This is a genomic window from Neomicrococcus lactis (assembly GCF_014200305.1).
Lineage (GTDB): Bacteria > Actinomycetota > Actinomycetes > Actinomycetales > Micrococcaceae > Neomicrococcus > Neomicrococcus lactis.
Genome location: NZ_JACHBL010000001.1, coordinates 461663 through 475912, shown reverse-complemented (window position 1 = coordinate 475912; position 14250 = coordinate 461663). Strand labels below are relative to the sequence as shown.

General features: G+C 60.0%; 14 protein-coding genes, 3 tRNA genes and 1 riboswitch. Of the genes, 5 read left to right on the top strand and 12 right to left on the bottom strand.

From position 1 onward, the window contains the following. Window positions 1-17 precede the first annotated feature (17 nt). The 10 genes from ribH to BKA12_RS02210 all read right to left on the bottom strand — a co-directional run bounded on the left by ribH (window position 18) and on the right by BKA12_RS02210 (window position 9369). Entirely contained in the window at window positions 18-509 is a 492-nt protein-coding gene (gene ribH / locus BKA12_RS02255) for a 6,7-dimethyl-8-ribityllumazine synthase (RefSeq protein ID WP_183640350.1), read from the bottom strand. A 65-nt stretch (window positions 510-574) separates the two neighbouring features. After that, window positions 575-1894, bottom strand: coding sequence for a 3,4-dihydroxy-2-butanone-4-phosphate synthase (ribB, locus tag BKA12_RS02250; protein WP_338087397.1), 1320 nt, complete (start codon window positions 1892-1894; stop codon window positions 575-577). Between the two features lie 2 nt (window positions 1895-1896). Beyond that, entirely contained in the window at window positions 1897-2565 is a 669-nt protein-coding gene (locus BKA12_RS02245; protein WP_183640348.1) for a riboflavin synthase, read from the bottom strand. Window positions 2566-2572: 7 nt separating this feature from the next. Then, the gene (ribD, locus tag BKA12_RS02240; RefSeq protein WP_183640346.1) at window positions 2573-3706 is read right to left on the bottom strand and encodes a bifunctional diaminohydroxyphosphoribosylaminopyrimidine deaminase/5-amino-6-(5-phosphoribosylamino)uracil reductase RibD; all 1134 of its coding nucleotides are present in this window, start codon (window positions 3704-3706) and stop codon (window positions 2573-2575) included. After that, complete coding sequence (pnuC, locus tag BKA12_RS02235; RefSeq protein WP_183640345.1) at window positions 3703-4428, bottom strand: nicotinamide riboside transporter PnuC; 726 nt, start codon at window positions 4426-4428, stop codon at window positions 3703-3705. Before pnuC ends, ribD begins: the two co-directional genes overlap by 4 nt. Before the next feature lie 125 nt (window positions 4429-4553). Then, window positions 4554-4696: riboswitch (FMN riboswitch) on the bottom strand. 39 nt (window positions 4697-4735) lie between these two features. Further along, window positions 4736-5407 (bottom strand): ribulose-phosphate 3-epimerase, encoded by a 672-nt coding sequence (gene rpe, locus BKA12_RS02230; RefSeq protein WP_183640343.1) that lies wholly within the window; start codon window positions 5405-5407, stop codon window positions 4736-4738. After that, the gene (locus BKA12_RS02225; protein ID WP_183640341.1) at window positions 5404-6963 is read right to left on the bottom strand and encodes an RsmB/NOP family class I SAM-dependent RNA methyltransferase; all 1560 of its coding nucleotides are present in this window, start codon (window positions 6961-6963) and stop codon (window positions 5404-5406) included. Before BKA12_RS02225 ends, rpe begins: the two co-directional genes overlap by 4 nt. Further along, a complete protein-coding gene (fmt, locus tag BKA12_RS02220; RefSeq protein WP_183640339.1) occupies window positions 6960-7889 on the bottom strand; it encodes a methionyl-tRNA formyltransferase in 930 nt (309 codons plus the stop codon). The genes BKA12_RS02225 and fmt overlap by 4 nt, the downstream gene beginning before the upstream one ends. Window positions 7890-7892: 3 nt before the next feature. Next, a complete protein-coding gene (gene def / locus BKA12_RS02215) occupies window positions 7893-8492 on the bottom strand; it encodes a peptide deformylase (protein WP_183640337.1) in 600 nt (199 codons plus the stop codon). Between the two features lie 34 nt (window positions 8493-8526). Continuing rightward, window positions 8527-9369, bottom strand: coding sequence for a PD-(D/E)XK nuclease family protein (locus BKA12_RS02210; RefSeq protein WP_183640336.1), 843 nt, complete (start codon window positions 9367-9369; stop codon window positions 8527-8529). 310 nt (window positions 9370-9679) lie between these two features. Here BKA12_RS02210 and BKA12_RS02205 point away from each other — a divergent pair. The 3 genes from BKA12_RS02205 (at window position 9680) to BKA12_RS02195 (ending at window position 9988) form a co-directional block, all read left to right on the top strand. Continuing rightward, window positions 9680-9753: transfer RNA gene (locus BKA12_RS02205), tRNA-Gly, on the top strand. Window positions 9754-9816: 63 nt separating this feature from the next. Continuing rightward, window positions 9817-9887, top strand: a tRNA-Cys gene (locus tag BKA12_RS02200). 26 nt (window positions 9888-9913) lie between these two features. Beyond that, window positions 9914-9988, top strand: a tRNA-Val gene (locus BKA12_RS02195). A 114-nt stretch (window positions 9989-10102) separates the two neighbouring features. Here BKA12_RS02195 and BKA12_RS02190 read toward each other — a convergent pair. Continuing rightward, the gene (locus BKA12_RS02190; RefSeq protein WP_183639794.1) at window positions 10103-11281 is read right to left on the bottom strand and encodes an IS1249 family transposase; all 1179 of its coding nucleotides are present in this window, start codon (window positions 11279-11281) and stop codon (window positions 10103-10105) included. A 243-nt stretch (window positions 11282-11524) separates the two neighbouring features. Here BKA12_RS02190 and BKA12_RS02185 point away from each other — a divergent pair, with 243 nt between their 5' ends. Continuing rightward, window positions 11525-11824 (top strand): antitoxin, encoded by a 300-nt coding sequence (locus tag BKA12_RS02185; protein WP_183640335.1) that lies wholly within the window; start codon window positions 11525-11527, stop codon window positions 11822-11824. Between the two features lie 103 nt (window positions 11825-11927). Further along, window positions 11928-13112, top strand: a complete 1185-nt coding sequence (locus tag BKA12_RS02180) for a benzoate/H(+) symporter BenE family transporter (RefSeq protein ID WP_338087396.1) — start codon at window positions 11928-11930, stop codon at window positions 13110-13112. On the opposite strand, the gene zapE is transcribed toward BKA12_RS02180, so the two are convergent. Further along, window positions 13109-14164, bottom strand: a complete 1056-nt coding sequence (gene zapE / locus BKA12_RS02175; protein WP_183640333.1) for a cell division protein ZapE — start codon at window positions 14162-14164, stop codon at window positions 13109-13111. The two genes, BKA12_RS02180 and zapE, sit on opposite strands and share 4 nt — an antisense overlap. Window positions 14165-14250 lie beyond the last annotated feature (86 nt).

Genomic DNA, 14250 nt, shown 5'->3' with positions numbered 1-14250 from the left:
AGAGTGTGACGGTTTGCTCACTTGCCCGCAAGCGTACTTTTGAGTACGACGGCGGTCTCTAGCGCGGCTGCCGTCGCCTCGTATCCCTTATCCTCGGCAGAGCCCTCGAGGCCCGCACGATCGATGGCCTGCGCTTCGGTATCGCACGTGAGTAGGCCAAAGCCGACCGGCTTGCCGGTTTGCACGGCGACGTCCATCAAGCCGTTGGTGGCGCCGTGGCACACGAAGTCGAAGTGCGGAGTACCGCCACGAATGACTACGCCCAATGCGACGATCGCGTCGTAATGCGGAGCCAAACGGGATGCCGCAACAGGCAGCTCGAAAGAACCCGGAACTCGAATAAGGTCCGCGCGAAGCCCAGCGTCCTTGGCGGCACGCTGAGCGCCGTCGATCAGTCCGTCCATGACTTGGGTGTGCCAGCTCGAGGCAATGATGGCGACTTTGAGGCCCAGCTTTCCTGCTTTGGCAAGCTGATTCTTATTTGCTTCGGGAGCTCCGTGACCGCTCATAATTCTTCTCCGTTGTTGTTCGAGGTGAAATTGTTCGACGTGAAATTGTTCGAAGTGAGGTTGTTCTAAAGGTTGCCGTTGGGCGTGACTGTCGCATTGCCAGGCTGCGGCGCATCAAAAATGCTGTCCGCCAAGTGGTGCTTCAAGCGTTCGCGCTTAGTGCGCAGGTAGCGCTCGTTTTCCGCGCGGGCTCGGATAGCCAACTCCACGTTTTCCACCACGTCGATTCCTGCGGCGGTGAGCCACTCGGTTTTCGCCGGGTTGTTGGTGACCAAGCGGATGCGATCCAACTTGAGCGTGTGAAGAATCGCCGCGGCAATATCGAAGTTGCGGGCGTCCACGGGAAGTCCCAGTTGTTCGTTCGCTTCCACGGTGTCTGCGCCACGATCCTGCAGGTCATATGCAAGAATCTTGTTTGCCAGCCCAATGCCGCGGCCCTCATGGCCACGCACATACAGAACGGTTCCGCCCTTGCGCGAGATAAGATCGAGAGCGGCGTCGAGCTGCTCGCCGCAATCGCAGCGATAAGAACCGAACACGTCGCCGGTCAAGCACTCCGAGTGAATGCGAACGTGCGTCGCCGTCGTACTGTCTTCCGTCAGGTCCGCCGGAACGGGAGCCGAGAGCGAGAAATGTTCGATCCCGGTACGGTGCTCTACCCAAGCTTGCACACTGAAGGTTCCGTGCGGCGTGGGCAGCGATACCACGGGTCCGCCACTGACGACGGCATCAATAGAGCAAGAAACTTCCTCGGCGCCATGGCTTTCGCGGAAGGCTACAAGATCCTCAATGCTGATGAGCGGGATTTCGAACTCATCCGCGAACTCGCGAAGAGCCGGCAAGCGCATCATTTCGCCGTCGTCGTGGACGATCTCCGCGATGACGCCCACGGGCGCAACGCCTGCGAGCGCGCACAAATCCACCGAGGCTTCCGTGTGTCCGCGGCGAGCGAGCACGCCACCTTCCACGGCACGCAACGGGAAGATGTGACCCGGTCGCGTGATGTCCGCCGGCTTGGCGGAAGCGTTCGCGAGCACCTGCGCCGTCAGCGCGCGGTCGGCGGCGCTAATGCCGGTGGTGACGCCATGGGCGGCGTCGCACGAGACGGTGTAGGCAGTGCCTTTCGCGTCTTGGTTGATCTGCACCATGGGCGGCAGTTCGAGGCGGTCCGCGATTTCACCAGTCATCGGCGTGCAGATCACGCCGGATGTGTGGCGGATGGTCCAGGCCATGAGCGCATGCGTTGCGTGGGCAGCAGCAAAAATGATGTCGCCCTCGTTTTCGCGGTCCTCGTCATCGACGACTACTACGGCGCGCCCTGCAGCGATGGCCGCGATGGCGTCCTCTACCGGATCCAGCTTGATGGGTTCTTGACGTTCAACCACGGCTAGTTGCCCTCCTGTGCGTCCACAGATTTTGAGGACGACGCCGCAGCTTGCGTCAGCGCTTCAAAGCTTGCGCGCCGCTCGGCGTACTTCGCCATGACGTCCACTTCGAGATTGACGGCGTCGCCGATTTCTCGATCTCCCAGTACGGTGTCGCGAAGGGTGGTGGGGATGACGCCAACTTCAAACCACTGCTGTGCTTCCGTTGCTTCGGAGACAGCAGTAACGGTCAGGGAAATGCCATCGATGGCGATCGATCCCTTGCGAGCCACGAAGCGGGCCAGCTCGAGAGGAACCGAGAAGCGCAAGCGCTGCCAGTTGCCTTCATCTTCGCGCTCCAGCAAATTGCCGGTTCCGTCAACGTGGCCTTGGACCACGTGACCGTCGAAACGACCGCCCACCGGAACGCAGCGTTCCAGGTTGACGCGGTCCCCGGGCTGGAGCTGCCCGATCGTGGTGTGCTGAAGCGTCTCCCCCATGACGTCGACATCAATGACGTCGCCGTTGATGGTGGTGGCGGTCAAGCACACACCGTTGATGGCGATGGAGCCGCCCAGTCCCAAGTCATTCGCGTGGCCTGGAACGGTCAGGGTCAAAACCACGGCCTCCGAGCCGTCGACGGGCGCTACTGCGTCCACGCGGCCGGTGCCGCTCACAATTCCGGTAAACATCTTTGTCCTACTTATCTTCGTGACGAGGGGTGAGGTGAAGGAGCACATCGTTGCCGAGTTGACGAACGGCCGGGCCATCAACGTCATCAAGCTCTAGTTCGAGTGCTTGGCTGAGGGAAGTAATTCCGAGGTCATCAAGAGCTGACCGTCCGCGCCCCAAGAACTTCGGGGCTTGGTACAGCCAGATTTCATCGACGAGATCTGCTGCGAGGAAGGCCGTGGCAATGCTGGAGCCGCCCTCGATCATGGCGTGATCAACGCCGCGCGCCTTGAGCTCGGAGAGCACTTCGCGGGGATCGTGCGTGTGAAACTGCTCAAAGCTGCCGGTGCCGCGGATGCGAGCTGTGTCCGGAACATCGCGGTGGCCCATCGCAACGCGCAATGGTTGGCGTGGAGCGAGCTCTCCGCCAGCATCGCGAGCAGTGAGCTGTGGGTTGTCGGCGAGGATGGTTCCCGTTCCCACGATGATCGCGTCCACCCGAGCACGAATGCCGTGACTATGTTGGCGAGACGCGTCTCCTGTAATCCATTGGCTCGTGCCATCGACCGCAGCGATATTCGCATCGAGGGTTTGCGCCAAGTGCAGGCTCGTAAAAGGACGGGCCTCGCGTTGAGCACGAAACCATCGAGCATTGAGGGCCCCGCTTTCGGCGACCCACTGCTCGCTGATGCTTTCGCCTGCAATCACCTCGACGCCATTCACGACCAGGTGCGCTGCTCCCCCGGAGGCTCGGTCAGTTGCATCCGGCACTGCGTAAACAACCCGACCGATTCCGGATTCCACAATCGCGTGCGAGCACGGACCGGTACGGCCGGTGTGGTTGCACGGTTCGAGCGTCACAAGCATCGTGAGCGTCGCTGGATCTAGTGGTCCTGGATTTGCGAGCGCTGGATCTAGCGGCGTTTGCTCGTTCTGCCGGCGAGCCGCGAGTTCCTGAGCGGCGGCGAGATTGCTCAAGGCATCCGCTTCTGCGTGAGGCGTGCCAGCCCCGCGGTGGTGACCAGTGGCTACCACCTGTCCGGATGCATCCGCGATGACCGCCCCAACGAGCGGGTTGGCACCGCGCACACCACGCTTCGCTTCCCGAACGGACAGTCCGAGCAACGAAGCGACGGCTGGGTCAGTCAGCGAGAAACTCATGATGCGTCGTTTACAACGCGATCAGCTGCTCGTTGGATCGTGGGATCTGGCATGATCGTCTCCACTTGTGGCTTCTCGTTGTTCTTGGCGCGCCACCAGACAAAGAATCCTACGAGCGTAAAGACGCCGTAGAACACGTACATAAAGGCTGTCGCGTAGTAGCCCGCAGAGAAGAGTAGCGGGACACCTACAAGATCAACGGCCACCCAGACTAGCCAAAATTCCACCCACCCCTTGGCCATGCCATATGTTGCGAGCAAGGATCCAACGAAGGTCCACGCATCGGCCCAGACCGGATCGTAAGAACCCAGCGCGGTGAAGATCGGGGTGAGGGCAACAGTGCCAATCACCATGAAAGCAACCATGCCTAGCCGAGCCCGTGTCCCGGCCCATTGCGGCGTGACGGCAGCTCCGGCGTCGTTCTTTGCATCCTTCCAACGTTTCCACCCGTAGACGGAAACGGCGATGAACATGATTTGACGGCCGGCCTGGCCTAGAAGATTGGCGGACTGGTCCGAGCCGAAGACGCTGCCAAGGAAAACGGTTAGCAGGAGCGCGTTGCCAATGATGCCAACGGGCCATGCCCAGACTTTACGACGCATGCCGCCGAGGGCTGATGCGAGTCCAAAAATGTTGCCGATGACTTCGCGCACCAATAGGGCGCTGCCACCAACGGGAATGTATGCATTGAAAAGGTCAATGAGCCACCGCAGATTTTCCAATCTATCCTCCTGTCGAGCCGCGGCGGCTCCGGGGGATACGACTGTTCAGCGATGACTTCGGTGCACGGAAAGAATGTCCGTTGCACTGAAATCGCGACCACTCAAAAAGTGGTGCACTAAATCAGCACGTGCTTCTCCCATCCAGACTTTAACTGTCGGTACCGGAATTACACCGGTTCAACCATTTGTTGTCTTCGCTTTCGCTCAACAACGCGTGGGTCGCGGACTATACCGCCGGTTCGGAATTACACCGACCCCGGAGCACGTATGTTTGTGTTCTGTGTATTCAAGCACATTCCACTGCGCTTTATTCCACGGAATCCTTTCGTTGCGCATTATTGCGTAATGCTGAGATTGCTTCAGCAGCATCTGCGGCGCCGTAAACACTGGAGCCAGCCACGAAATTATCCGCACCAGCGGCGGCAGCGCGCTTGATGGTTTCCGTGGTGATTCCGCCGTCAACTTGAAGCGTAATGGTGGCGCCGGAGCCGTCGATGGCCTTGCGAGCCCGCTCGATCTTAGGAATCACCAGATCCAAGAACGGCTGGCCACCAAAGCCTGGCTCCACCGTCATCAACAGCAGCATGTCTAGCTCGGGCAACATGTCCAAGTACGGCTCAAGTGGCGTTGCCGGCTTGAGTGCCATGGCGGACTTGGTGCCGTGCGCGCGAAGTTCACGGGCCAAGCGCACGGGTGCCTTGGCGGCCTCGGCGTGGAAGGTCACTGAGTCCGCCCCGAGATCCGCGTAGGCCGGTGCCCAACGGTCCGGATCCTCGATCATGAGGTGGATATCCAGCGGCAACGAGGTGGCCTTCATAATGGCCTCAACCACGGGCAAGCCCAGCGTGAGGTTGGGAACGAAATGGTTGTCCATGACATCCACGTGGACCGCGTCAGCGCTGGAGATACGCTCTAGCTCTTGGGCCAGTCGCGCGAAATCCGCGGAGAGGATGCTGGGGTGAATGGCGCAGTTCGTCACGATTCCTCCGGTCCGTCAACAGTCATGAGGGTCAAGAACATGGCGTCCGTCTTGTTGACGTGCGGCCACAACTGAATGGAATTTCCAGTCCACGTGCTGGCGCTTGCTGCGCCAGAGTTGAACGTGTGACCGGGCGCCGTGGGCGCGGTCATGATGACGCTATTGAGAGCGGCAGCGGTGTCCAAGATTCGCAGGTTGGGGTGTTTCTTGATGGCATCTTCCACGATGGCCACCGTTTCTGCTGGGTGCGGCGAGCACGTCACGTACGCCACGACTCCCCCGATGCGGACGGCCTTGAGGGCCGCGTCCAAGAGCTCAGATTGCAGCACGGTCAGCTCGGCAACATCGGTGAGCTTCTTGCGCCAGCGAGCTTCCGGACGACGACGCAGCGCGCCCAATCCACTACACGGAGCGTCAACCATGATGCGGTCAAAGAGACGTTCCGTCTGGTCCTTGCCGTAGTCGCGGCCATCCATGTCCGTAACCTGCCACGCGTCCTGCGGCACGGCACCGAGCGAATCTTCGACGAGGTCGGCACGGTGTGGCTGAGGCTCATTCGCGGTCAAGAAAGCGCCGCGTTGGGCCGCAAGCGCAGCCAGCAGCGAGGCTTTTCCGCCCGGACCAGCACACAGGTCAAGCCACTCTTCGTCAGAGGTTCCGGACGGCAACTCCACATCCGCAAGCGCACGCGCCACGGCCTGAGATCCGGCGTCCTGCACGCGCACCACACCGGCGCGCACGGAATTCAAACGTCCCACGTCGCCGGATTCGTAGTACGCCGAGTCCGGCACAAACTTTCCCTTGCGGCCACCGAGCTTGAAGACCTCGTCGAGGTCGCCAATGCCTGGCAAAGCCACGAGGTTCACCACGGGCGCATCGTTGTCAGCCGCCAGCAACTTCTCGAGCTCGGAGACATCGCGGCCATGCGCCACCAAGGACTGGCGGAATGCCCGCACAATCCATTCAGGGTGGCTGTACGTGGTGGAGAAGATTTTGGATTCGTCCGTGACGTCCTCGGTGAGTTGCTGAATCCATTCCTCGCGCGTCTGACGCGAGACCTTGCGCAGCACCGCATTGACGAGACCCGAAGGACCCATGCCGATCTGGGAACGCACCAAGGACACCGTCTCGTCCAAGGCGGCGTGAGCTGGCACGCGCATGGACAGCAACTGGTGAGCACCAAGGCGCAAGGCATCCAGAACGGGAGCATCGAGCGCCGAGAGCGGACGATCCACACACAACTGCAGGACCGCGTCATACAAGCCTTGCTCGCGCAACGCACCATAAGTGAGTTCCGTGGCGAAGCCGGCATCTTGCTTGTCCAGACGGTTCTCGCGAATCTGACGCGGCAACACGAGGTTCGCGTACGCATCTTGATCCGAGACAGCACGCAGCACCTGAAACGCCGTCAAGCGTGCTTTGTCAGCGGTGCGCTTGCGCTGGGACGGAGCCGCGGCACTGAAATTCCGCTGCTCTCCAAAGCCGCGGTTTCGTTCACGTCCGGCGGCATTTCGGCGAGACGAGTGATCGTGGCGAGCTGCGCCGTCGTAATTCATGCTTCAAACCTTACGTTTTCTGAGCCGAGCCCGCGCGCCCAATCCGCGGCGGCCATCATTTTCTTGCCGGGAGGCTGCAACGTGACCAGCTCCAAGCCGTAGGAGCCGGTGCCCACAATCGCGCGTGGCTTCTTGCCGCCCTCGATGCGTACTTCGCCCGGCTGCAAGTCGCGAACATCCTGCGCTGGAAGGGTGGTGGCGACTTTGAATCGCTGCCCATCCAGGACTGTCCACGCGCCCGGAGCAGGCGTCACGCCATTGATGCGACGGCGGATGACCAAAGCCGGCAAGCTCCAATTAATCCGCGCATCTTCGAGGGAAATCTTGGGTGCCAAGCTGACATCCCCGGACTGCGGAACCGCCGTGAGGGCACCCGAATCAATGCCGGAGAGCGTCTGCGTCAAGAGCATCGCGCCAGAGTCAGCGAGCCGCCCCAACAACTCCCCTGCGGTGTCTTCGGGCCGCAGCACTTCGGTCAGCGTGCCAAAGACGGCGCCGGTGTCCAGGCCCTCGTCGATGCGGAACGTGGAGGCGCCAGTGATGTCGTCGCCGTTCATGATGGCGTGCTGAACCGGGGCCGCGCCGCGCCACGCAGGCAACAGCGAGAAGTGCAGATTGATCCAGCCGTGGGCGGGAATTTCGAGCGCATACTTCGGCAGAATGACGCCGAAAGCCACCACCGCCGCAACATCAGGCTCAAGCGCCTTGATCTCCTGCGCGAGCTCTTCGCTGAACTTATTCGCCTTGATGACGTTCAGGCCGAGTTCAGTGGCACGTTGCGCCACGACCGATGGCGTCATCACCTTCTTGCGGCCTACCGGCGCATCCTCGCGCGTGAGCACACCAACCACATCGAATCCGGCGCTGACCAGTGCATTCAGGCTAGGGACGGCAACATCCGGGGTGCCAGCGAAAAGAACCTTCACGGACTAGTTCCCCTTTCCGGGGGTGATATTTCCAAAGGCGGACGACGACGCCGCTGGCGCAAAGCTAGTGCCCAAACGGACGCTGCGCTGTGCTTGCGTTTCGCCGGTCACGCTGTTGTAGTTGCGGTCGCGAATGGCGCGGAAAGCGGTTTTCTTGTCATCGCCTTGGAGCCGGTCGATGTAGAGCATGCCCTGCAAGTGATCGTATTCGTGCTGGAGGCAACGCGCCGTGAGGCCTTCGCCTTCGTACTCGATGGGGTTGCCGTGCACATCCTGGCCGGTGACCTTGGCCCAGTTGGAGCGTGGAAGGTGGAAGCCAAGACCCGGCACCGAAAGGCAGCCTTCTTGGCGCTCATTTTGGATTTCCTCGCCGACTTCGAGGACAGGATTGCAGATCGCTCCGCGGATACCGTCAGTGTCGAAAGTGAAGATCTGCAGGTCAACGCCCACTTGGGTGGCAGCGAGGCCAACACCGCCAACGTCATCCATGGTCTCGAACATGTCCTCTGCGAGTTTCGCCAAGTGCTCATCAAACGTGGTGACCTTGCTCGTGGTGCTCCGCAGGATGGGATCGCCCACAATGCGGACGGGGAGGACTGCCATAGAGAAACTTTCCTTTCGAGACGGACTTACCAGTTTAGGCCGGTGGCGCGGGGACTGCGAGCAATGGCTGACCAAGACCGGCCACATTCATGTTGGTTTCCCACACTTGGCGAAGTGCCCAGAACCGGCGCCAATAGGCCGGCAGCACGTGCGGCTGGGCCATCATCGGGACCACTTCCGTTTCACCCAGTGCTACTCCAAGGAGCATGGCGTCCTTGGGGTACGGCCATTCGTCCCACGTGCCTGCGATGGGATCCACGGAAATTTCCTGCGCTTTGACGCCGGCTGCAAGCTGCATGACCACCTTGGGATCCAGCGACTTTGCGCGGCCGTTGCGGTCCGTGCCCTTGGTCTTGAAGTCGATCAAGCACACGCGACCGCCGATTTCGGCGACGAGGTCCAAGGTGCCGGCGTAGCCCACTTCGCTATTCCAGACCGTCACCTCTGCGGCGAGCGGGCGAACCTTGAACTGCTCCCACCACTCATCGAAACGATCCGCAAAGGCGCCTTCGTTGTTCTCTTTGAGTGCCTCGCGCGCTTGAGCCGCCTGATGCGGCTTACCCATGGCGCGAAGGGCAATGTTCTCCGCGTAGAAGTGCACGCGATCTCCGCGACGAGCAGCAGCGTCTCGATAATCGGCTGCAGCAGATGAGGCTTGGCGAGCGATGGCCTTGAGCTTGGCAGGGTTTCCCACGCAATCCGCTAGGCGCTCATCCTGGATCACCGCCGTTGCGGCCATGTGTCCAATCCACCCGTCCATGTCTGTGGACGCTTGGCTAATCACCGTGGTGATAGACGGGACTTCTGGAACGCCATTCGCCTTACGTGCGTACATGCGTCCGTATTCCGTGGTCTGGGCAAGCATGGGGGATGTCATGCCTGCAATTCTTTCACTTGCGCCCGACACTTAGGACGTTCACTGTCCCGAGCGTTGGTCACATCCCACGTGGCTCAAAAAGAGTGACGCAGAACACTTCATCAATTTTTTGCCAAACCCCCCGAAAAGGCCTTGTCAGCGCATTCTCGGCACCCAAAAGAATCCCCGGAATGACGCGGATTTTTCAGATCCGAACCTGTGGGAGACACCTCGATTTTGTGAAATCACGAAATCTCGTATAGAGTTTTACCTCGTTGGAAAGCGCCGAAAGGTTCCGAGAAATCGAAGAATCTAGCGGTGAAAACCACACGCGGACATAGCTCAGCTGGCTAGAGCGCCACCTTGCCAAGGTGGAGGTCGCGGGTTCGAATCCCGTTGTCCGCTCGCAAGTCACCGAACTGGACGGAAGATCGTTCAGCCCAGGACCGGGAAACCTGTCAGGGCCACGGTGGGGTGGCCGAGAGGCGAGGCACCGGCCTGCAAAGCCGTTTACGCGGGTTCGAATCCCGTCCCCACCTCGCATTAAAGGATTTGCACCCTTTATGGGCGATTGGCGCAGCGGTAGCGCGCTTCCCTGACACGGAAGAGGTCACTGGTTCGAACCCAGTATCGCCCACCACGTACATAAAACCCTCTGGTTCTCCAGGGGGTTTTCGTGTTTCTACCCTGAATATTGCAAGCGACTCCCCCGCCGGGGGTTATAGGCACAAATGTGTGTACAGGTTTCGGCGTGTCATGGTTGGTTTCTGCCGGCCCAGCCGGTTTGGATGCCGTTTCCGTCTTCCCAGCTGAAGTGGTTGCTGTAGGTTTCTGGGGCTTGCGATTCATCGCTTTCCATTGATGCGTTTTTGGTCCGTTGGGCCGGGTTGAGGTGTTCTGGTTTCACGAGGCTCCAGGGTTGTCTGGGGTGTTCGGTGAGGGATTCGAGGAGCCAGTCCACAGCGGTTCTGGCGTGCTCTTCGGGGAGTCCTCGATGCAGCCGTAAGAGCTCTTTGATCGCTTTGTTCGGTCCGCCTTCTAACGGGGATGTGGTCCGGTGAATTTTCTCGCCGGTGTCTGGTTGCAGGTCAGTGTCTAACCACGTGAATAAGCAGTGTTCTTGGATGAGGCGTCGATACACGTTCCGGGCTCGGCGTAAGCGTTGATGCGTGTACCACCAGTGACTGTTTCTCGAGACGCTTGAGGGGCGTTCCTGACCGGTTTTCGCTTTGGTTCGGTGCTTGAGGAACTCGTCCCATTTCGCCTCCCACGCGGCGTATTCACGCAACCACGCAATGGCTTCGTCTTGGGTGCTGACCTTCATCAAGACCCTCGTCAGGGCTGCGAGTTCTTTACCGGCTGGTAGCCGTGGCTGGAAGGTGAGCTCGCGACGGATGTTCTGGAACACATGAAAATAGCAGCGTTGAACTTTCGACTCCGGCCACGTTTCCTTCAACGCGGCACGTAGCCCGGTACCACCATCAATGATCGCCACCGCCGGTGCCGGGATCCGCTCGAGTAGGACTTGCCAGGCGATCTTTTTCTCTCGATCGCACCATTGCCAATCCACCACGTACTTGCCGTTATAGGCGATCAGCACGCACCACCCGTTGAAATAGGTGCCATCAAGCATGAGCTGATGATGCACTACGCCGGTGGGCACAGGCGGTGGAACCTCAACGCGCCAGCACCACTGAATACGCTTCCGGAAACCACGCGCTGAACCTGCCATGGCTGCCTGCGACTGAGTACCCAGGATCCATGTCAAGAACTGAGTCAGTTCGCTCTTACGAGTGACATCAGATCGTGAACGAACCTGCGAAGCACCACACGACTTGCACCGCCACCGAGCACGACCAGCCGAGGTCTTACCGTTCTTGACCAGAACACAATCACATACACCACAACGTGGCCGATGAGAAGCAACAGGCACCCCATATGCTTTCAAAGCATAAGCAGGACCCTACACGCCTACTCCCACAAGGCAAGCAAGCCTAATCTGTACACACATTCGTGCCTATAACCCCCCGCCGGCGACTGAATTTTCTTTTCACGATCTTTCGCTCAGGTTCGCTCTGGGCACACTAAAAATCCTTCCCCTATGTGAAGCACTCGCTATATGATCGGTGATGTGTCGGGAATCATGCAGATTCCCACTGGGGAAAGGAGGTGGCCGTTGTCTGTATTTGACGAGCTCAAGGGCAAGGCCGATCAACTCGTAGAAAAGGCGACCGACATCGCAGCCAACAACGCGGACAAGATTCGCGGAGCTGTTGGAAGCGTTGGCGACTTCGTCGATGAGAAGACCGGCGGCAAGTTCACCGATCAGGTGAATAAGGTTCAGGATGCTGCCACTAATTTGGTCGATAAGGCCGAGGCCAGCAAAACGGACGCCGCTGACACCCCAGAGGCACCAAAGCCAACCGCTGAAGGCACCAAAGGTGATTTTCAGCAGGGTAGCTCTTCTACTTTCTAGTTTGACGGCCGCCTAAGGCCCGAAAGCACGACAAACGAATGCCAGCACTGCCGGGAGGCGGGGCTGGCATTTGTCGTTAACTTTTTGGCTAGGCTTGTGAACCGTGCCTTCAGTTTCATCTTCACGCTTGTCACAGCCAATTCTTGCGGGCGTCATCACGGCGCTCGTGGGCTACTTATCGTCCTTCGCGGTGGTTCTCGCTGGGCTCCAAGCCGTGGGTGCAAGCCAATCGCAAGCCGCATCCGGTTTGTTGGCACTCATCCTGACGCAGGCAGTTTGCGGCATTGCTTTGTCCTGGATGACTCGGATGCCGATCACCACGGCGTGGTCCACACCAGGCGCCGCCCTCCTCGTGGGAGCAGGCGGAGCACACTTTGGCTGGAACGAGGCCGTTGGCGCCTTCTTAGTGTCCGGTGCCCTCATCATGCTGACGGGCCTGATTCCTCCGTTGGGCCGGTTGATCTCGGCGATACCGGAGAAGATCGCGCAAGCCATGCTCGCAGGCGTACTTCTTCAGTTGTGTCTGGTGCCGTTTACGGCGCTAGGCACCATCCCTCAGTTCGTGGGGCCGGTAATGGCAATCTGGCTCGTGGTGCTGGCGTTCGCACCGCGCTGGGCGGTTCCTGCGGCGATGGCCGTGGCGCTGGGCATAGCTGTAGTGTCAAGTTCTATCCAGTACGACGCCGCAGCCTCGCTGACACGGCTCCCCCGCCTTGAGTGGGTGGTTCCGCAATTTTCGTGGGAAGCGATTACTGGAATCGCACTTCCTCTGTTCATTGTGACTATGGCGTATCAGAACGTTCCTGGCATGGCCGTGCTCAAGAGTTTTGGATTCAGGGCCCCGTGGAGCGCGTCAATGATCGCTACTGGTGCGGGCAGCGTCCTGGGTTCGTTCGCGGGAGGTCATGCCATCAACCTGGCAGCCATCTCGGCGGCCCTCGCAGCGGGTGAAGAAGCTGGTCCGGACCGCTCACGACGCTGGATTGCAGGAGTCAGCTCAGGCGCGTCCTACGTGCTGTTAGGACTTATCAGCGGCGCAATCGTATCCGTTGCGGCAGCCTCCCCGGAGGGACTGATCCCTGCGGCTGCTGGCCTCGCGTTGTTAGGAATCTTGGGAGCGTCGGCGTCGAGGGCCTTCAGCGACCCGAGTCAGCGCTTGTCAGCGTTGCTCACGTTTCTGATTGCAGCGTCCGGACTCACTATTGCCGGTCTAGGTGCGGCGTTCTGGGCGCTGGTCGCCGGGCTGGCAGTGCGAACGCTCATCGAGCGCAAAACCTTGAAGTCTTAGGACTCGTCGGCCGTGACGAGCGTTCCTTCACGTGCCAGGGCGGTCATACGAGACACGGTTCGGTAGTACTTTTTCATGTAGCCGCCGTGCATCATTTCGTCGGTGAAGAGCTGATCAAATGGCACGCCGCTGGCCACGATCGGCACGTCGCGGTCGTAGAGACGGTCAGCCAAGACCACAAAGCGCAATGCCACGTTCTGGGCGGTGATGGTGTGCACGTTGTGAAGCACCATCACGTCAATGCCATCAATGAACTGGCGGTAACGGCTCGGGTGCACCTTGGACAAGTGCTCAAGAAGCGTGGAGAAGTCGTCCTCGGAAAGCGTGGCCTCCGGGTAGCGAGATTGCGCAAATTCCAGAGCGGCGTCGTCGGCCACCGGCTGCGGAGCCGCAGGCAAACCGCGGTGACGGTAGTCCTCGCCGTCGATCCGGATGACCGTGAATTGATCCGCAAGAACCTGAATTTCGCGCTTGAAATCCACCGCAGCAAAGCGGCCGTCGCCCAGCGAGCCAGGCAAAGTGTTGGAGGTTGCCGCGATCTTGACGCCAGCATCGGCGAGCTCGCGCATGAGGCGAGACATCAGCACGGTGTCGCCCGGATCATCGAGTTCAAATTCGTCGATGCAGACCAGTTTGTAGGTGGACAGCACATCGACAGCCTTGCGGAAGGAGAGCGCGCCCACGAGGTTGGTGTACTCCACGAACGTGCCAAACGCCTTGGGACCTGGCGCCGCATGCCACAAGGATGCGAGCAAGTGAGTCTTACCCACGCCGAAGCCACCGTCGAGGTAGATGCCGGCAGGCTTGCCCTTGCCCGACTTCGAACTGCCGAAGAGCTTCCCTAGGAAACCACCGTCTGATTTTCCGCCACCAATGGTGGCTGCAAAGTTGCGCAGCGCGGTGACAGCCTCAGTCTGAGACGGCTGGTTGGGGTCCGGGATGTAGGAATCGAAAGACACTTCACCGAACCGTGGAGACGGGTGCAGTCCCGCGACGAGTTCCTCAACGGTAACTTGAGGATTGCGTTCGGCGAGGTGAATGATGCTCTCCACGAGGTGGCGCCTTCTTTCGATTTCTCTCAGCGAGTGAGAACGAGTGCGGACTGGCGGACGCGCGTGCGTGTGCGCCTCGTATTGAT